Annotated in this window: 19 protein-coding genes and 4 pseudogenes; 10 read left to right on the top strand and 13 right to left on the bottom strand. The window is 60.1% G+C overall.

Annotation, left to right across the window (positions count from 1 at the left end; translation table 11 throughout):
- Positions 1 to 145: 145 nt before the first annotated feature.
- From OKW45_RS13360 to OKW45_RS13340, 5 genes are all read right to left on the bottom strand, one after another.
- On the bottom strand, positions 146 to 694 hold the full coding sequence (locus OKW45_RS13360) for an MbcA/ParS/Xre antitoxin family protein (RefSeq protein WP_121319894.1): 549 nt from the start codon (positions 692 to 694) through the stop codon (positions 146 to 148).
- 3 nt (positions 695 to 697) lie between these two features.
- Positions 698 to 949: a hypothetical protein gene (locus tag OKW45_RS13355; RefSeq protein ID WP_134143164.1), complete on the bottom strand. Its 252-nt coding sequence runs from the start codon at positions 947 to 949 to the stop codon at positions 698 to 700.
- 296 nt (positions 950 to 1,245) lie between these two features.
- A complete protein-coding gene (locus OKW45_RS13350) occupies positions 1,246 to 1,641 on the bottom strand; it encodes a hypothetical protein (RefSeq protein WP_429468747.1) in 396 nt (131 codons plus the stop codon).
- Between the two features lie 259 nt (positions 1,642 to 1,900).
- Complete coding sequence (locus OKW45_RS13345) at positions 1,901 to 2,686, bottom strand: metallophosphoesterase (protein WP_429468745.1); 786 nt, start codon at positions 2,684 to 2,686, stop codon at positions 1,901 to 1,903.
- Between the two features lie 4 nt (positions 2,687 to 2,690).
- Complete coding sequence (locus tag OKW45_RS13340) at positions 2,691 to 3,176, bottom strand: hypothetical protein (RefSeq protein WP_429468742.1); 486 nt, start codon at positions 3,174 to 3,176, stop codon at positions 2,691 to 2,693.
- A 221-nt stretch (positions 3,177 to 3,397) separates the two neighbouring features.
- Here OKW45_RS13340 and OKW45_RS13335 point away from each other — a divergent pair, with 221 nt between their 5' ends.
- The 3 genes from OKW45_RS13335 to OKW45_RS13325 all read left to right on the top strand — a co-directional run bounded on the left by OKW45_RS13335 (position 3,398) and on the right by OKW45_RS13325 (position 6,608).
- Positions 3,398 to 3,697 carry a helix-turn-helix domain-containing protein gene (locus tag OKW45_RS13335; RefSeq protein WP_429468739.1) on the top strand — a complete coding sequence of 100 codons (300 nt, stop codon included), beginning with the start codon at positions 3,398 to 3,400 and terminating at the stop codon, positions 3,695 to 3,697.
- A 410-nt stretch (positions 3,698 to 4,107) separates the two neighbouring features.
- Positions 4,108 to 5,049 (top strand): DNA-binding protein, encoded by a 942-nt coding sequence (locus OKW45_RS13330; RefSeq protein WP_429468736.1) that lies wholly within the window; start codon positions 4,108 to 4,110, stop codon positions 5,047 to 5,049.
- Positions 5,046 to 6,608 (top strand): tyrosine-type recombinase/integrase, encoded by a 1,563-nt coding sequence (locus tag OKW45_RS13325; RefSeq protein ID WP_429468733.1) that lies wholly within the window; start codon positions 5,046 to 5,048, stop codon positions 6,606 to 6,608. Before OKW45_RS13330 ends, OKW45_RS13325 begins: the two co-directional genes overlap by 4 nt.
- 388 nt (positions 6,609 to 6,996) lie before the next feature.
- Here OKW45_RS13325 and OKW45_RS13320 read toward each other — a convergent pair whose 3' ends face one another.
- Positions 6,997 to 7,413 (bottom strand): hypothetical protein, encoded by a 417-nt coding sequence (locus OKW45_RS13320; protein WP_429468731.1) that lies wholly within the window; start codon positions 7,411 to 7,413, stop codon positions 6,997 to 6,999.
- Between the two features lie 107 nt (positions 7,414 to 7,520).
- Positions 7,521 to 7,787: a YlcI/YnfO family protein gene (locus tag OKW45_RS13315; RefSeq protein WP_429468729.1), complete on the bottom strand. Its 267-nt coding sequence runs from the start codon at positions 7,785 to 7,787 to the stop codon at positions 7,521 to 7,523.
- Between OKW45_RS13315 and OKW45_RS13310 the strand changes: the two are divergent.
- A pseudogene (locus OKW45_RS13310) lies at positions 7,669 to 8,355 on the top strand (AbiJ-related protein); the annotation flags it as partial. The gene OKW45_RS13315 and the pseudogene OKW45_RS13310 overlap by 119 nt on opposite strands.
- A 2-nt stretch (positions 8,356 to 8,357) precedes the next feature.
- Here the strand turns inward: OKW45_RS13310 and OKW45_RS13305 are convergent.
- Positions 8,358 to 8,657 (bottom strand): annotated as a pseudogene (locus OKW45_RS13305) (type I restriction enzyme endonuclease domain-containing protein); the annotation flags it as partial.
- A 2-nt stretch (positions 8,658 to 8,659) separates the two neighbouring features.
- Between OKW45_RS13305 and OKW45_RS13300 the strand changes: the two are divergent.
- Positions 8,660 to 8,803: pseudogene (locus tag OKW45_RS13300) on the top strand (type I restriction enzyme endonuclease domain-containing protein); the annotation flags it as partial.
- A 103-nt stretch (positions 8,804 to 8,906) separates the two neighbouring features.
- A pseudogene (locus OKW45_RS13295) lies at positions 8,907 to 9,526 on the top strand (HAD-IA family hydrolase); the annotation flags it as partial.
- An 88-nt stretch (positions 9,527 to 9,614) separates the two neighbouring features.
- Here the strand turns inward: OKW45_RS13295 and OKW45_RS13290 are convergent.
- Positions 9,615 to 10,454: an H-NS histone family protein gene (locus OKW45_RS13290; protein WP_429468727.1), complete on the bottom strand. Its 840-nt coding sequence runs from the start codon at positions 10,452 to 10,454 to the stop codon at positions 9,615 to 9,617.
- A 428-nt stretch (positions 10,455 to 10,882) separates the two neighbouring features.
- On the opposite strand from OKW45_RS13290, the gene OKW45_RS13285 reads away from it, so the two are divergent.
- Complete coding sequence (locus OKW45_RS13285) at positions 10,883 to 11,101, top strand: hypothetical protein (protein WP_429468725.1); 219 nt, start codon at positions 10,883 to 10,885, stop codon at positions 11,099 to 11,101.
- A 90-nt stretch (positions 11,102 to 11,191) separates the two neighbouring features.
- Here OKW45_RS13285 and OKW45_RS13280 read toward each other — a convergent pair whose 3' ends face one another.
- The gene (locus tag OKW45_RS13280; RefSeq protein ID WP_429468723.1) at positions 11,192 to 11,386 is read right to left on the bottom strand and encodes a DUF3562 domain-containing protein; all 195 of its coding nucleotides are present in this window, start codon (positions 11,384 to 11,386) and stop codon (positions 11,192 to 11,194) included.
- Positions 11,387 to 12,330: 944 nt separating this feature from the next.
- Here OKW45_RS13280 and OKW45_RS13275 point away from each other — a divergent pair.
- On the top strand, positions 12,331 to 12,522 hold the full coding sequence (locus OKW45_RS13275) for an RDD family protein (RefSeq protein WP_429468720.1): 192 nt from the start codon (positions 12,331 to 12,333) through the stop codon (positions 12,520 to 12,522).
- Between the two features lie 545 nt (positions 12,523 to 13,067).
- On the opposite strand, the gene phoU is transcribed toward OKW45_RS13275, so the two are convergent.
- Together phoU and OKW45_RS13265 are read right to left on the bottom strand one after the other, a co-directional pair.
- The gene (phoU, locus tag OKW45_RS13270; RefSeq protein ID WP_429468718.1) at positions 13,068 to 13,775 is read right to left on the bottom strand and encodes a phosphate signaling complex protein PhoU; all 708 of its coding nucleotides are present in this window, start codon (positions 13,773 to 13,775) and stop codon (positions 13,068 to 13,070) included.
- A 184-nt stretch (positions 13,776 to 13,959) separates the two neighbouring features.
- On the bottom strand, positions 13,960 to 14,412 hold the full coding sequence (locus tag OKW45_RS13265) for a hypothetical protein (RefSeq protein ID WP_187634295.1): 453 nt from the start codon (positions 14,410 to 14,412) through the stop codon (positions 13,960 to 13,962).
- Positions 14,413 to 14,795: 383 nt separating this feature from the next.
- Here OKW45_RS13265 and OKW45_RS13260 point away from each other — a divergent pair, with 383 nt between their 5' ends.
- Both OKW45_RS13260 and OKW45_RS13255 read left to right on the top strand, forming a co-directional pair.
- Entirely contained in the window at positions 14,796 to 14,981 is a 186-nt protein-coding gene (locus tag OKW45_RS13260) for a DUF3562 domain-containing protein (protein WP_429451350.1), read from the top strand.
- 155 nt (positions 14,982 to 15,136) lie between these two features.
- On the top strand, positions 15,137 to 15,349 hold the full coding sequence (locus OKW45_RS13255) for a hypothetical protein (RefSeq protein WP_429468714.1): 213 nt from the start codon (positions 15,137 to 15,139) through the stop codon (positions 15,347 to 15,349).
- Positions 15,350 to 15,624: 275 nt separating this feature from the next.
- Here OKW45_RS13255 and OKW45_RS13250 read toward each other — a convergent pair whose 3' ends face one another.
- Positions 15,625 to 15,900 (bottom strand): hypothetical protein, encoded by a 276-nt coding sequence (locus tag OKW45_RS13250; RefSeq protein WP_429468711.1) that lies wholly within the window; start codon positions 15,898 to 15,900, stop codon positions 15,625 to 15,627.
- Positions 15,901 to 15,996 lie beyond the last annotated feature (96 nt).

The raw sequence follows: 15,996 nt of genomic DNA, 5'->3' as shown, positions 1-15,996 counted from the left end.
CTGCCCTGCGAATAGGCTTGCTCAAGGGGATACCCAGCGACAACATACAAGTTATCGCATCGGATGATCGTCGGCTTCAGGCGATGTGCGGATGCGCAATCGGGCAACAAGTTCTGCAGTCGCGCCCCCAAAGTCCGGCCTTTTGCTATCCGTACCCTTCGTCAATCCGCACCAGCGCTTCCTCAACCAGCCGTGCGTCATCCTCGGTCTTCGCCATTTCGAGCGCAGTTCGGCCGGCAAACTGCTTGTGCGGCATGACCAGCCACCGGATCGCCTTATCCTGCTCCCGGAAGACGGCTATCGCCTGCGCGACTATTTTCGCGAGACGTGTCGCAAGGAGTAACGTGCCACGGGACTCGTCCTGCTCGCCGAACAGCAGTGGATTCATCTGGTCCACTGTTACCCGCACGTCGGGTCGGGAAACGACGCCCTTCAAGGCTTCAATCACGTTGTCCGTTGCGGACGGCGGATCGACCCGCAGCCATGACCCGAGCGTATCGCGGAGACACTGCTGACAAAGGTCAATGCTCAGATGGGCACCGTCGCCAAAAACCGAGCCAAATCCGCCGCGCCAGTCGAGCGACACTTTTTCATACCACTCCCCCTGGTCATCATCGGGCGACATGCGCTGGCTGCAGCGGTCGCATGTGCAGGCGGCGATCTCCTGCACCATCCTGTCACGGTATTCGCGCATGACCTACTCCCTTTCCCAGCCCGACTTTTTCCAGCCAGGAGGCACGAGACCGAGCTGCTTCGCGGTGGCGACCGGCAGGCGCAACAGTACCGTGCCCGGCCCGCGCTCCAGGTTCCCGAGCATCGTGACTTCAGCGGCTACACCGTCAAGTTCCAGATACACGACGTCCTCTGGCTCAAAAATCTCGGCGTAAAGATCCCAGCCGGGCTGACCGCCCTCTTTCGCCTGATACCGGATGTGGTCCTTGCTGCTCATAAATCGCTGTTCCTTTTTGCGAGCGTTTAGCCGACGTGCCACGCGTCACGGGCAGTCGCTTCAGATACTGGACGCAATCCGCGTCGTCAATGACATAAGCCTTTTTCTGCCACGCGGCGGTCGCGCGTTCGGACATGTGCCCATCAGATCGAGCTGACACCTGCATCCTGGCATCAGCGATGCCCGTTGAGAAAGTCGAACCAGTCTTGCGCGTAAGCGCACCCTTGATCGGGAATGCCCGAACCGGACAGTTTCCGGTCGGAAAGGTCCTGTCGGGTCGGGAAATTCGTCCATGGTTATGCTTCAAATGTTCCGCGGAACCGGCGTGCGGCATCAACGACCGTAACGTGGTGATCAAGCGCATCCTTGGGCGCGATCGGGGCGGTACAACCCTCCTCCACAATCCAGCCGTTGGGAAAGTGAAACCAGGCGGCAATTGTCCACGGGTCCGTGGCGGGTCCGAGCTCTGCCAGAATTTCCCTGATGACCGGCAGCGGCTGATCACGATCATCGAACTGGTATCGGGCAAAGTACCGCTGACCTTCAGCTTCCACGCCAAAGATCCAGCCGCGTTGCTGCCATCCGGCTACGTCTGCGGGAACGGTGTCTGCGCCGATCCACTCGCCCTCGGCCAGTATTTTCACGATCGTGTCTTCTCGCTGAACCTGAAGACTGTGGCGGGCTGTCGTCATCGCTGTTCCTGTTTTACGCGTGGCGAGCGCGAAGGTCTTCAGGCGCGCCCGTAACTGGGCGCTGCTCCCGTCAGGCGAGCAATGACTGTCGCCGTCTTTTTCGCCGGTTCGCCCTGGTCAAGCGCGCTCCATGTCGAGATGCTCCCTCGAGTCCGTAGTCCTGGGGGTCAACCATTTTTTTGCAGGCGATCTCCTCGCGGCAGCGCCCATGCGCATCGCCAGACGTTTGCGCCGCCTCAGCGCGCCACGGCACATCTGCTCACAACCCGATCATCAGCGCCGGATCAAACGCCGGGTTTTCCCATTTCAGGTCGGCTGGTGCACCCGCCATCAGACGGTTCGTCGCATAGCCGCGCGGGTTGGCAATCACCCGCGACTGGCCAACGCGATAATCGAACGAGTCATGCACGTGACCGTGAATCCACACGTCGGCCAGCTCGAGCACAGGTCGCAGGTCACTCACGAAGGCAGCGTTGACCGGGTCGTTCGCATAGCGCGGATGCACCGACGGCGGAGCAACGCCGTGATGGGTCACGACGACCGTGCGCCCGTCGAAGGGCTTTGCCAGCTCGGTCCGCAGCCACTTCACTGTCTTTTCGTGCTCGGCCAGCGCGTGCTCCGGCCGAAAACGTGTGCCGTCGCCGACGCGGATCACACGATGGTCATGCAGCATCCGCCCGGCCAGCGCCATACTCCGGTCGCGCACGCCACTGAGCGCATAGTCTGTCCAGAGGCAACAACCGAGAAACCGCACATCACCCATGACAAACGTGTCGCGCTCAAGGTAATGAATCGCAGTACCGGCCGCGCGCATACGGATGGAGTTGGCCAGCGTGTCGTACTCCGTGCCATACGCTTCATGGTTGCCATGCACGTAGATGACGGGCACCGGCCAGCGCGCAAACGGCTCAACCGCATCGGCCCCTTTCGCGATGTCCCCCGCGAGCACCAGCACGTCCGCATTCGTCAGCCTGACGGGGTTGTGACCCGGAAAACTCTGGTGCACGATTTCCAGGTGCAGATCCGAGGCGATCTGGATCCGCATGCCGTCAGTCCATCCCAGCGCCATCAACCGTGGATTTCCGGCGACCAGCCTTTGACGAACGCGCCGGCGTGGACGGGTAGATGCGCTTTCCGGGAGAGTGTTTCTCCGCGATACCGATCGGCATCGAGAACTCCTGCCCCCCTGCTGTTGTGAATCGCGCAAACGACACCAGCGGATGGTTCTCGTCATAGGCGGCGGTTGCGCCGATGTGAATTTCGCTCAGCGGCTCCAGACTCCATTGTGCCGAGTCCCTGTCCGGCTTCGCGCTCAGCACTGCCGCGCCCCGCACGGTCTGGCCGTCTGCCGTCAGTTGCAGCAGCGTCTTCGCAGCACCCGACGCGAATTCCACCATGGCAACCCGGGGCAGGTCGCGTTTGCTGGCGGCAAATTGCAGGATGAGCACATCCCCACAACCCGCCATCTCGGCAACGGCCGACAACGTCACTCCGGGCCATGCCGGCAGACGGTTCTCGTCAGAAGTCAAAAACATAAGTCTAGATTCCTATCTCTACAGGCCATCCACCGCCGCTTTTGAAAACAGCCCGGCGGCTGTGGGTTCGCAGAATGCCGCTTTCACCTTCTGCGCTGAGACGCCGCCGAGGCCGCTATCGCCGCGCTAAAAGGAGTGGTGATGACACGATAATTCATACTCCAGTATGAAGACAAATTATAACGGTAAAAGGACAGTGCTCCCATTTCACGGGAGCAAATTTGGAAGCAGCGGAAGCCTTCGGAACTGTACTGCGTGCACGCCGGCTTGAGGCAAACCTTACTCAGGAACAGTTGGCATTTGAGGCTGATATCCAACGGGTATATGTGAGCAAGCTGGAATTGGGCCGCGCTCAACCAACACTTGCAATGCTGCTTACTCTGGCCAGGGCACTTGATTGTGCGGCCAGCGAACTGGTTGCTGCTGTCGAGCAACATATCGCGAACGCCCACACGAAAAAGAAATCTGCACTTGAGCCCAGCCGCCCGCGCGCAAGGGCAAGCGGGAAGCTTCCAAAATAAGCGTGCGTATTGGGTGACGTATTCCAGCCAGCGGAACGCATGAGCAGCGCCCTTCCGTGTCGCGCGGCGCCCTTTTTTAATCACGCGAAATTCATTGTGGTTGCGTCTGCATACCGAATCCCTCACTACCCAGCTTCCAATGCGTCTAGAAATCGTCGAGCGTGGGTTTGCGCACCGCATCATGGCTTTCCTTCAGAACATCGCCCCGACGCTTCACAGTGCCTAACACTGCGCCTTGCGTCTCCGCGCATGCTCTCCGGTGATAACTCAAGTTATCACCGCCATGCCTTCCGGCTCCGGCAGAAAAGCGGTTTTCTGGCGTAAGGACTGTGCGTCATCTAGACTGGAATAACCTGTCCTCGTCGCCTCCGCCCGCCCTGCAGCACCTTGGCCCGGCGCCGGAGACCGCCATGCCGCGTCCCGCTGCCATTACCCGCGATGAAATCCGCGCCACCGTCCTCGCGATGCTCGCCGAGGCGGGCGACCCCGACCCGCCCTCCGGCGCGCGCTTCCGCAAGGTCGTGTCGGTGCGCAAACTGCGCGCTCGCCTGGGCGCCGGCGACCCCACCACCCTGTCGCGCGCACTCAACGACATCGAGGCCGAAGTGGTCCGCGCGGGTCTCGCCGATGTGGCGATCCCGGAGTTGCCCGATGAAATCGCGACCCATATGCGCGCGTTATGGCACGCAGCTGTCGCGGTCCAGCTGGACGACGTCATGCGCCTGCGTGCCGACGCTGCCCAACAGGCTGAGGCGGCCGCGGCCGCCAGTCATGAAGCCGACCTCCGTACAGAAATGCTGCGGGTGGAACTTGCGGAGCTGCGCTCGCAACTCGACATGCGCGACACCGAACTGGCTACGTTGCGGGCCGACTGCCGCAGCCTGACCGAGCGGACCGACGGGTACCGGACGGCCGCCGCCGAGCGGCAAGGACAACTGGAGGCGGCCCAGCTCGCTCTCACTAATATGAAGGAGGCACATGCAAGGGAATTCGCCGCAGTCCACACCCGCTATGAAGGGCTGTCCAGACAGCTTCTGCAGGAAACCGGGCACCAGCGCCACGCGCTGCAGATCGAGCGCGAACAGCTGACGGGACAGATTGCCGACGCGCAGGAGCGGGCGGCGGCGCTCGAAGCGCTCCGCGATCGCCTGCTGGGCGACCTCGCGGCGGAACGCGACGCGCGTCTGCGCGCGGCTGCGGAAGGCGCGGCGCTCACCACGCTTGTCGCCGAGCAGCGTGCGCTGCTGGCCGCCATCGACGGCCGCGCTCGCACTGCCAGACCCTCGCATCACCGGAAGCCGGGCATCGCGTCGCCGCCGCCGGCGACCAGCAGGCGGCGGCGCCCGCAATGAACCCCCCACCCGGTTTCGCCGGCTGGATCGATACGGCCCGCGCGCCCCCGCAGCGTCTGCCTGAGACCGTTGACGCGGCGCTCGCCTATGTCGCCGACGCCCTTGGCCACCCGGTCTATACGCGCTGGACGCTCCCGTTACTCAAACGCGGGTGTCCGTCACTGGCTGACGCGAAACGCGAACATCCCTTCGTGTTCGCCCTGCTGCTCGATCACGACACGGCCCTCGAGTACTGGGAGCGCGGGCGGCTCAGGGTCGCAGCCGCCGAGGTTGCACCGGCGCCCGACGCCGTGCTGCTGCGTCTGCTGAAGCAGCACCGGCGCTTCCGGTTCGCGCCAGACGGCCCAGCCACGGCCACCCTGTTCGCTGCGGGCGCCGCAGACGCGGGCCTCACCGCCATCGCCGCGTCGGCCACGCCAGGTCCTTCGTCGAGTCCTGCGCTCTGGCTGGCGGCGCTCGCGCCCGATCCCACCGGCTGCGCGTGGCTGGCGCGCGCGGGCCGCTTCGCCAATCCGTCGCCGGTCACCAATACGCTGGGCGTAACGGACGACGCGCAGGCCGTCGCCCTGTTCCTGCGCGACCGGGCGAGCCGCTCACCGCATACGCTGCGTGCGTACCTCGCAGAACTGCGACGCCTGATCCTGTGGTGCGACCGTCATCAATTAGGATCCCTATCCGACTTGACCCGCGAGAACCTGCTCACTTACCGGACGGCGCTCGAACGGACCCGGCGCACCACGCGAACCACAGACACGACGCGGAACCGGCCAGCCGGTCTGCAGGCCACGACCCGTGCGCGGGCGCTCGCTGTCGTGTCGAGCCTGTTCCGCTACTGGCTGCGCACCGGTTATGTGATTGCCAATCCCGCCGCCGAACTGTCCGGCGGGGCGGCCGGCCGTGACAGCTGGACCCCGTCCCGGATCATGCCGGCCAGCGTACTGGCGCTGTGCGACGCGGTCGTCAGCGGCGTCGCACCGGACACGATGCCGGCGCTGGTCTGGGCGCGTCGCCGCGCGATCTGGTCGTTGTATCGCTTCGCCGGCGTGCGGCTGGCCGAACTGGTGTGGTCGGAAACGGACGGCCTGCCCCGGCTCGAGGTGGACCCACAGGATCAATGGACCCTGCACGTGCTGGGGAAAGGCAGCAAGCGCCGGTCGATTCCACTGCCGTCGGTCTGCGTGCCGGCGCTGCGTGCCTACCGTCTCGCGCGAGCCCTGCCGGCATGCCCGTCGCCATTTGAACGGGTTGCCCTGATCCACAGCGAGAAGCGTGACGCGCTCGGTCACAGCGGCCTCTACGACGAGGTCAAGGCCGTCCTGCTGGCCGCTGAAGCAAGGGTGCCGCCGGGCGACCTGGCGACGCTGACGCTGCTACGCGCCGCGTCGACGCACTGGTTACGGCATGGGTATGCGCGGGCCCTGGTGGTCGATCATGCGGTGCCGCTGCCGGTTGCGCAGACGCTGCTCGGTCATGCGTCGGTGCAGACGACGGCCGCGTATGCGCGCACGGATCTGACGCAGACACGGGCGTTTGTGGAGGGGAGTTTTCGTTCGCGTTGATTTCAAGGCATGTGAGCCTGGAGTGGCACCAAAGCTTTTCGTCTGAATCAGGACGTGGAGAAAATGCGGAATTTCGCGAAGTCGGTGACGGTGGTTCGCCAATCCGCCCGGTTGGCCGGTGTTGTTGGAGAGCACTATTAGTATCTGTTAACCGGTGTCGTAACTATCGGTTAACGCTTCGAATGAAAGCTCGAAAATGGCCGCCGGATAAGGCGTTATCCGAAATATATGGTCAGCGTTCTCTTGGCGTGTCTTTGGACGGGGCGGCTTGCGGCCGTGCCTACCACCAAGTTAAGTCTGCCAGCGATTTGCTTTGAATAGCCGGACCTCCATCTGACGATGGTGGTCCGGTTTTGTTTCGTTGGTCTACTGGCGCCTAACGCGTGGTTCACTCTAACGCAACCCACTCAACCGCCCCGGTCGGATAATCTTCCGGCCACCCCCTTGCCAACAACTCGACCGCCTCCCGCACCCGCAACACCCGGTGCGCCGTCTCTTCGCCGCTCGCCCCGACGCTCTCCGCCCCCATTGTTTTCAAAACTGCTTGGGCGCAAGCAACCCGGTCCATCGCTCGGCGCAGGCGCACGAAGCTGGCATCAGAAATCCCCGCGTCTCGTGCCGCAACTTCGATGTCGGTGACGGCATCTGCCAGCAGAATAGACAACAGTTCAACGGCTTCGCGTCCGGAATAAGTGAGTGCTAACTCACCTTGGCGTGGCGGCAGGTGGAGGGGCGGAGAATTCATCGCCAGTGAAGCAATGCCGTTTAAATGCTCATGCCGCACGACCGGCGCATCTGCTCGCACGGCTGCCTGTGTTTAGACGCTAGTACGCCGTTTGGTCGGCACTTAAGGTCGCCGCGTCGTAGCGAAAGCGAAAAGGCGCGAGCGAAGAAGCTACTTTCGTCAAGCCGCTATCGCGAAGAATTTCTTGCAGCAGTCAGCCGGCGTTCAAGCTCCGAAAGAACGTCGCTCGCACTGAAATATGCGTTGTCGCGACCTGCCTGCTTCTCTGAAGCGAGGCCTCTCCATATAAATCCATCTTGGACACGGCGGCGCGCGATGCAGTCGCGCAGCGCCAATTCCATGAATTCAGGGAACGATTCGTTTTTGCGGAGCACACCTTCGGCTGCCATCCGAAGTTCCGGGTCGACACGAAGTGTCAGGATGGTCGTCGTCATGGGTCCCAGACAAGTTCGTATCAATATCCTAGACGGCTTGCGGTTGAATGACCTTGCTTGGTTCGGCCAGCTTGATGACGTGGAATTTTTAAGTAGGCTATTTGAACTAGAGCAACTTCCGTCGTCCGATGCTCGGTTCAAAGACGCTGCTGGCGACATATGGCAGCATCGGATGAACAATGATGATTGGAGCCGTGACTGGCTGTTCTCCGACGGTCGCTTCAATCTTGTCGATGGGCCTGCAGAGCGCTTCCTGCGATTCTTGTGTGAGATGGTGCATCCGCTCGTTCGGCCGGACCGAGATGATGTAATCAAGCTGGTCTCACTTTTCAACGAGCAGCTTCGACAGGCTGGCTGGGAGCTTTACGAGGAGGAGCGTATCGCAGGTCGTCCTCGGTTTGCCCATCGTCGGCTAACGAATAGTGGCTCGCGCGTTGTCTCTCGCGCTCGAACGGTAGCGGACGCGTTAGATGCAGGTTGGATGGCAAAAGAAATCGAGCGCCTCGAGCACGCCGCGGAGCGCGACCCCGCGTTAGCCATTGGAACGGCGAAAGAGCTTATCGAAACGTGCTGCAAGACCCTTTTGACGAAGCGAGGCATCGAGTTCAGCAAATCGGACGACCTAGGTGACCAGTCCACTGTGATGTTCTGGCGCAGGTTTTTGGTGAGTTCGTGTGCAATCTTCTTGAGCGTCTCGTCGGTTAGCTCGCGGACGGCTGACTCGTTATTGGCGAGCGCGTCGTAGAAGCGGATTTCGTCTTGCGTCAGGCCCAGTTCCTCGCCCCGGGTCGCGGCAGCGCGGAACTTCTTGGCCATGTCGATGAGCTCTTCGATGACCTGGGCAGTTTCAATCGCCCGGTTCTGGTAACGCGTCGGAGCGGGAGAGCGTGCGAGCCAGACTGCGGCTGATGGTCAAGCGCATCCTGCGTAAATACAAGTACCCGCCGGACCAGCAGGACGGCGCGGTGGAGCTGGTCTTGCCGCAGGCACAGGCGTTGGGGGAGGCGTGGAGCTAGCTCGGCAGTACTCTTCACGAAGCGTCGCAGTGGCCGCTTCGGGATTGTTGTTTCATGACGAAAGCACCAGCCGCCCCCATGACGGACCTTCAGGAGATGGAGCCGTCATGCTTTGTTTATTGACTCGTTTCAGTTTGCAGATGCGTGGCGACGTCAATACCCGCCAGCAGTGGAAAAGATACGCAGTGGACGGCGGCCGTTTGTCAGGCTTGACGTACTGCACAGGGAAAACCTGGACAAGGTGCTGGCCGACTACGGTATCGACGTCGATTCGATTTCTGCGGATGAGCTCGACGAACTGAATCGCACCTGGCACCGGCTCGACCCGTGGCCTGACTCCGTTGAGGGGCTATTCCGACTCAAATGTCGCTTCATGATTGCGCCCTGTCGAACGGAAACATCAGGCTGATGCTGGACATGGCGAAGCGGGCCGCGCTCCCTTGGGATGCGATTCTCGGCGCAGAAGTCGTTCGAGCCTACAAACCTTCGCCGCAAGTCTATGTCGAGACGGTCGAAATCCTTGGCCTTGACGCCGCATCGGTTTGCACGGTCGCAGCTCACAACGGCGACCTGGCAGCAGCACGTCGGTGCGGACTGAAGACGGCGTTCGTCGCGACACCCACCGAGCACGGACCGGCCCAAAAGAGCGACCTGCATGCGGAACAGGCCTGGGACTTCGCAGCCACGCAAATGAGCGTGGTTTCGAGAAAAGAAGCCGGCCCTAGAGTCACCGACCTTTACGAAGGCTACGGTGTAAGCCGATGCCAGCTGGATAAGCAGGTCCAGTTGGCATCACTCGCCAAACGCTCGGTTACGCGCTCAATTCCAGCGTTGCTTCCGGTACGGCGGTGTTGTCGGCGTTCGCAGCAACCGCCTTGACCGGAGCAGCCTTCTTTCCGGCAGCCTTCTTGGCAGCCACCGTCTTCACGACCGTACGCTTCGTCGGCGGGGCAACGGTCTTCTTCGCTGCAACTTTCTTGCTGGCAGCAGGAGACTTGGTCACCGCGGCCTTCTTGGGAGCGACTACATTCTTCGAGGCGGCCTTCTTGACACCTGCCTTAGGCTTGCCCGTCTCAGTTACCGCAGCGCCGACGCCCGCACCATCAATCAGAAATCGACTGCGGTCCTTAGCACCAGCCAACCACGCCGGCGCCGGACCGCGTCCGCTCCAAGTCGCGCCGGACTTGGGGTCAAGGTACATCGCTGGCTGCGGGCCTTTCCGCTGACCCGTGCCACCAGTGGCGCCGACCGACGGCGAAACCTTCTTGCCCCCAGTCTTGGCCTTGCTCACCTTTGCCGCGCCCGCAGCGACGACTGCGTCAGCGCCATCCTGAATCAGGAATTTGGTGCGGTCCTTCGCGTTCGCAATCCAACCCGGAGCCCTACCGTGCCCGGACCAAGTGGCGCCAGTTTTCTGGTCCTGATACTTCGCAGCAGAAGAAGCCTTCGTGGCGACCGCAGATTTGGCACCAGGCTTCGGTCCACGTTTCTTGCCACTAACATGCGCGTCAATGTCTGCTGTCGTCAAGCCGTGCGTTGACATCAATTCGCGAATCTTTTCGATAACACCCGACGACTGCTTTGCAACGAGCGCGTCGGCCTGCTGTTCGAGTTTTTTGATTTTTGCTTGCAAGGATTCCAGCGTGGTCATTCCCGCCTCCGTGGTTGAGATGCCCGCACTATGCCACGGACATAGCGCTGCGGGCTAGTTCCAGAGGGCATGTTGGACCTGGTGAGTAAGTAACCCATCACCGGTTGGGTTCGAGAGCACTCTTCCCTTAGGCAGCGTATCTCTGCACGAGCCGCCCGCGGGGACCCACCAGAGGCGCGGGGCGGGATACATCAGCACTCGACCGCTCTGAAACCATTCAAGCCTAAGCGGCTCCTGCCCCACGTGGTAAAGACACGGACGCATCGCACGACGGCTGCGGTCACAAAGCAGGCCACAAGGCAGCATATCGTCGGTGATGGTGCGCGAGTTGTTGCGCCAGACGTATTCGAAATTCCACGGCAGATAACTCCCGAAGGAAACGTACTTCGCGTGAATTCGCACCGTTCAACTGTCGAGGTTACGCGCTAGTGGAAGCTGAGAGCTACAAGGGATTCCGCATCTGGGGCCACGCGATCGTTCAACAGGAAGACATTCTTCACCCGGAACGATATGCGGCAAGCGGCACCATCACCCAGCACAATAAGCTTGTTGAAACCTCGGGCGTCCTCGGCAGCTTTGAGACCGAAGAAGAGGCCGAGCTAGTCGGTCTAGACTGGGCACGTGCTTGGGTGGACAGCCACTGCTGAGTCCTCGCGGTGCCGAGTGCGCGGACATCCAGGGCTTAGCTCGCCCCGAACTCGGGCAGGCTGACTCGGCAGTGTACGAAAGATTCTGCACTACGTTGCTGTTCGGGATTTCAGGCCTTCCCGTACGCGCTTTGCCGCAAAGAGAGGAACGTAATCCAGAATACGCGCTTCACGCTGATAATCTGCAACGGCGTCAGCGTACATCTTCGACACCAATTCTTCGTCGGTGTCCGTGGACTCGGCGATGTCATGAACAATTTTCTGCGGGTCGGCGGCCGTCTTCATATGTCCTCCATCCACTAGTAGTAGTAGTAGTAGTAGTAGTAGTAGTAGTAGTGTAGTGAAGGTCGCGACAGTGGAAATCGCAAATAGAATCTGTCAATGAAACGTACACCACAGGTCTGCACCCTCGAATGCTGACACGCATATTCAATGCCACACGCGTCCGTTAGCCGTCGGCTCCGCGCATCGTGTGTCCCAGTGTAGCTCGACGCTTTGTTTCAACGTTTACCTCCTCCTGTCCGGACGACCGCCGCCCGCGGGTTTTCAACAGCCTGTTAGAATGATTCGCGGTACGCGAGTAAGTAAATAGACTTGACGCGAGAAAGCGAGAAAAGAGAAATGAAAATTCGATATTCGATAGTACGGTGCCAATTCAGTATGAGCGGCTTATATCAAGGCGTGACCGAGCTCACGGTCGAAACCGTCGAAGACGCAATTGCCAAGGCACGCGTCTTTGCTCGCCTCGCGAGGGAAGACGGTGCCCATTACGAGAATCGGGTAGTTGGATGGGATATACAAGACGAAATGTGAGCGAGCCGAATGATTAGGGAAACTGAATTTATTGCACCGGAACGCAGACGAAGCAAGGTCGTTTCTGCAGTTGTACCCAGCGGAGGAAATGCACGCAGAGGCGCTCCCGTTGTCACCAAGAACGCCTCGCGAAAATCTTCGGACGAGCCCCAGCAGTCGTTGCTCGACTAGTCCAGCTTAATGTTATGCCGCAACGCTCGGCCTCCCATGCTGAAACCGTGAAGCAGCAATACGCAACCTATTCTCGCCGGGCCCGTGCGCTGCTCATTGATAGCATTTGGTGGACTGCGCTTGTGCTTGTCGTCCCTCTAGCCCCATCGACAGAAGACTTGCTGAGTGTGCCAGCACTAGCCGGCCCGTCTATCCTGTTCTAGCTGATAGTCGCGCAATGTATTCCGGTGGTCGTGACTGGCGTCATGTGGGCCATCTGGGACACCTCCCCGGGCAAACGAGCGTTGGGTCTGCGCATTGTCGACGCCGATACAGGAGAGCCGATGACGGCGCGACAAGCCGCCATGCGAACGTTGGGCTACCTGGTCTGCTTCGCGACGTGCGGTGCCGGATTTCTCTGGGGTGCTGTTCAACCCGCGCAAGCAGGGCTTGCATGACCGCATGGCGAACACCGTGGTCATTGATCAAAAATTGCCCAACACTCGAGGCCGACCACAAGTGCAACGCGACGGGCACGATGAATTGCCCTGACGTCAGAATCGTGCCGTCCATTTGACAAGGTGCGGGGGGGGTAACGAAGAGCCAACGCAGCCATGGAAAAGCACACTCTCCCTACAGAAGTTACCATTTCGTCGGGGGAAGCGGTCAATCAACGACGCGTCTGCTTGTTGCCTGAAACCAGCACATCGAACGTTTCGCTGGTCGCCTCATCCGGTGTCGCTTTTATCGCTGAGCGCTTCTTTCCTGTTCTGATACCTGGTTACGGGAGACCCCGCGCTCGCGGAGGTCACCCGCTAAAAGAATCCCATGCAACTTATGGCTTTATATGTCAGAAGAAGTCTTCGATTGAAGAAGATGTAAAGACATATCTAGCGAATGACTTTATGCGTGCGACCGCACGCTTCACGTTCGCGACTCGCGCAGTTATCAGTCCCTCCTCGCGACCGGTGCGCTCGCGGTTTCGTGCTGGTTTCGCGCTCCGTCATTGACCGAAGGCTTCGCGTTCGAGTTGTTCACGGGAAACGTGGCGCACGTCCTTGCCCTTGACGACGTAGATGATTAATTCCGCTATGTTCGTCGCATGGTCGCCGATGCGTTCGATGGCCTTTGCGATGAAGAGGTAGTCCAGCGCAATCGGGATGATTCGGGGGTTCTCCTTCATGTACTTCACCAGCTTATGGACGAACAAACGAAACTGGTCATCGATAGCGTCGTCGTCGCGGAGGATTTGTGCTGCAGCACCTGTGTCGCGGCGCGCGAATGCATCAAGCGCACGGCGGAGGATAGTCATGGCCATCTCACCGGATAACGCGATTTCCGCGATATTGATGGCCATTGCGTTGCCGTCTTCTGCAATTCGCCGAGTCCGCTTCGCGACTTTCCGCGCTTCATCCCCAGCACGCTCGAGGTTCGTGACGGCCTTCGAGATGGCCATCAGCAGACGCAGGTCGCGTGCAGCCGGTTGGTGCCGCGCGATGATGTTGATGCACTCTTCATCGACTTCCGCTTCCATGGCATTGAGTCGACGCTCGTCGGCAAAGATTCTGTCGACCAGGTCCAAATCGAGGTGGTTAAGCGCCTGCATCGCATTGACGACTTGCGATTCAACGAAGCCGCCCATCTCGAACACCTTGGACAATACGTGGTTGATGTCAGCGTCGAATCGACTGGAAAGGTGCTCGTCTGGCATCGGAATCCCCTTCAACCGCGCCGGCTATTTGCCTAATCGCCATTCGGTTTCGTGACCGCAGTATCAGTTTAGGGTCGCGTCGTAAGGAACGGTGGTGGAAGCTCCACGAAACATGCAGGAGCATCCAGCGAAGCACAGCGGCGAACCCCGGTCCGCACGGCAATCCGCTCGGACCGTGGTACAGCTATGATTTTGCTGGTCGACCAGTCTTGACGGTTTCGACCGCAGAAACAGCTGCCAGCAGACCCTCGATGGTGGGCGCCGAGTCCAGCAAGAGCAGACCAGCGCGCAGAAGCTCGCCTTTTTTCACCGAGACGCCTGCGTCGAGGCACTTCTGTTTCAGTACCGCGATTTTCTCGTAGTCGGACTTCGGCATCGTGAAGCTGTCGCGCACCACCTTCTCTTTCTTCGCGCGTTTCGCTTTCACCTCTGCTGCTGGACTGACTTGCGCGGCCTCAACGGGTTTCGCGCGCTTCTGTTTGTCGGCCTTCGTCGGAGCCGGCTGGGCATCTGGCGCTGCGGCTGCGGCCATACTCTTCTCATCCGCTGGCTTCTCATCGACTTTCGCATGGCCGTTGGCATTCTTCGGGAAGTGAAAGGCCTTCTTCGTCGGCTTCCTCACGCTGGGTTCACTCATGACCATCTCCAGACTGATTAACGGTATAAACAGTATATACCGTTAATTTGCGATTACCAGACTGCATTGGAGATGCGCCCTCGGGCCCGGACCATCAAGTTGTCCACACAATCTGTTCGCAAGGCTGTGGACAATTCACGGGCAAGTTGGACAAGTAGCTGAAAAGATTGAATTTGTGTAGTGCGCGCCGGGCATAAGCATTTCGCAGCTCATCCGTGTCGGGCACGGAGCAGTGGAGTAAGCGCACCAGTGGTCGAGAGAACGCAAGAGTGTCTCTACAGACATAACGAAGCGATAGGTCTATTCAATTTGCATACGGCCGGGCAGCGTCGTCTAATCGACCTCCCGAAGTTGCCGTTCCTACTCAACGCCAGGAGAGCGCCATGGCCCAGCCCAACGTTGAAGATGTCATCAAGGCTATTGCCTCTGACACCAATACCCCCACCGAGACCGTGTCGAAGCTGTATGAGGACACGTGGGCCGAATACAGCCACGGCGCACGGATAATGGATTACATGACAGTCCTCGTGGCCAAGCGCGTCCGCGAGAATTTGCGACATCGGCACTAGGCCGCATTGACATCGATAACCAGCGCGACGCCGTGCAACGCCACATTCTGCTGCATTGAAAGAAGGGCACAGAAAGGCTCCTGCTCCTGTGTCGTTGACGTACCTCATGTGATTGGGTAAGTTCGACTCGTCATAGTTACTACAGAGCGGTGTTGATGGTCGAAGATTACGAATCCACCAAGGAAATCGAAGTCGAATTGAATGGCACCCGCTATCGTGTCATGAGCGGCACGGTTATCGTCTACTTCGAGGACGAAATCAAGTTCGCCAGCCACGACATGAACGGACCTGATGTAGTCGCTAGATGGCTGTTGACCGACCTGTCACGACGGGTCGAGTCGAGGAAGCGGAAAGCGTCTCGAAGCTAGAATGATTCAGGAATGGCAGTACTCACGGCCACACCTGAGAGCCTGTATGCAGCATTTCGTGCGCGACACGTCGGTGGAGTCGCTGCTGCTCCTCCAGATATTTGACTGCCCTCTTCAACGCATGTGGCTCACCGAGCTGGAAAGCATATTCGCGGAGTAAAGTTTCGCGCGGTCAAGCGCATATGGTTTCCGCGCGGCCGATGTCCATCACCATCGTGCCGACGGCGCCGTCGAGCACCCCATGCAGTCTCCTCCAGTCTTGCGGCCACGCCCCCTCAAAAGCGCCGGACGCCCTTCAGCCGCTCGAATTCCGCGGGCCGTGTATATGACCGGTAGAGCTCGCTGACGGAGCCACACGCCAGCGCTGGTTTGAGCGTTGCGCCGGGGAGCGCCTGCGACAACCACTCAAACGCGTTCATGTCGCGTCGTTCTTCCTGCATTGCAGAGGTCAGTGCTGCCAGCGCCTTGTCGGGCGAGTGACTGCCAAGGTCCACAAATAATTTTTCAAAGGGGTGTTTCGTACGATTCGGGGAGCGCGAGATGGTCAACATCCTTCTCCTGCACGATTGGCTCTCCTTGCTTATACCAGCTCTATGTGACGTTATGTGAAATGCGGGAAGCTCGTCTGCGGCTACGATTCGGCAATG

The organism is Paraburkholderia lebeckiae, assembly GCF_050436225.1.
GTDB classification, from domain to species: domain Bacteria; phylum Pseudomonadota; class Gammaproteobacteria; order Burkholderiales; family Burkholderiaceae; genus Paraburkholderia; species Paraburkholderia tuberum.
Note: the sequence above shows the minus strand (reverse complement) of the source record. Positions and strands in the feature narration are given on the sequence as shown.

Excerpts from the sequence above, each read along its gene's own strand:
- OKW45_RS13360 (WP_121319894.1), bottom strand. The coding sequence starts at position 694 with ATGCGCGAATACCGTGACAGGATGGTGCAGGAGATCGCCGCCTGCACA.
- OKW45_RS13355 (WP_134143164.1), bottom strand. The coding sequence starts at position 949 with ATGAGCAGCAAGGACCACATCCGGTATCAGGCGAAAGAGGGCGGTCAG.
- OKW45_RS13350 (WP_429468747.1), bottom strand. The coding sequence starts at position 1,641 with ATGACGACAGCCCGCCACAGTCTTCAGGTTCAGCGAGAAGACACGATC.
- OKW45_RS13345 (WP_429468745.1), bottom strand. The coding sequence starts at position 2,686 with ATGCGGATCCAGATCGCCTCGGATCTGCACCTGGAAATCGTGCACCAG.
- OKW45_RS13340 (WP_429468742.1), bottom strand. The coding sequence starts at position 3,176 with ATGTTTTTGACTTCTGACGAGAACCGTCTGCCGGCATGGCCCGGAGTG.
- OKW45_RS13330 (WP_429468736.1), top strand. The coding sequence starts at position 4,108 with ATGCCGCGTCCCGCTGCCATTACCCGCGATGAAATCCGCGCCACCGTC.
- OKW45_RS13325 (WP_429468733.1), top strand. The coding sequence starts at position 5,046 with ATGAACCCCCCACCCGGTTTCGCCGGCTGGATCGATACGGCCCGCGCG.
- OKW45_RS13315 (WP_429468729.1), bottom strand. The coding sequence starts at position 7,787 with ATGACGACGACCATCCTGACACTTCGTGTCGACCCGGAACTTCGGATG.
- OKW45_RS13290 (WP_429468727.1), bottom strand. The coding sequence starts at position 10,454 with ATGACCACGCTGGAATCCTTGCAAGCAAAAATCAAAAAACTCGAACAG.
- OKW45_RS13280 (WP_429468723.1), bottom strand. The coding sequence starts at position 11,386 with ATGAAGACGGCCGCCGACCCGCAGAAAATTGTTCATGACATCGCCGAG.
- OKW45_RS13275 (WP_429468720.1), top strand. The coding sequence starts at position 12,331 with ATGTGGGCCATCTGGGACACCTCCCCGGGCAAACGAGCGTTGGGTCTG.
- phoU (WP_429468718.1), bottom strand. The coding sequence starts at position 13,775 with ATGCCAGACGAGCACCTTTCCAGTCGATTCGACGCTGACATCAACCAC.
- OKW45_RS13265 (WP_187634295.1), bottom strand. The coding sequence starts at position 14,412 with ATGAGTGAACCCAGCGTGAGGAAGCCGACGAAGAAGGCCTTTCACTTC.
- OKW45_RS13260 (WP_429451350.1), top strand. The coding sequence starts at position 14,796 with ATGGCCCAGCCCAACGTTGAAGATGTCATCAAGGCTATTGCCTCTGAC.
- OKW45_RS13255 (WP_429468714.1), top strand. The coding sequence starts at position 15,137 with ATGGTCGAAGATTACGAATCCACCAAGGAAATCGAAGTCGAATTGAAT.
- OKW45_RS13250 (WP_429468711.1), bottom strand. The coding sequence starts at position 15,900 with ATGTTGACCATCTCGCGCTCCCCGAATCGTACGAAACACCCCTTTGAA.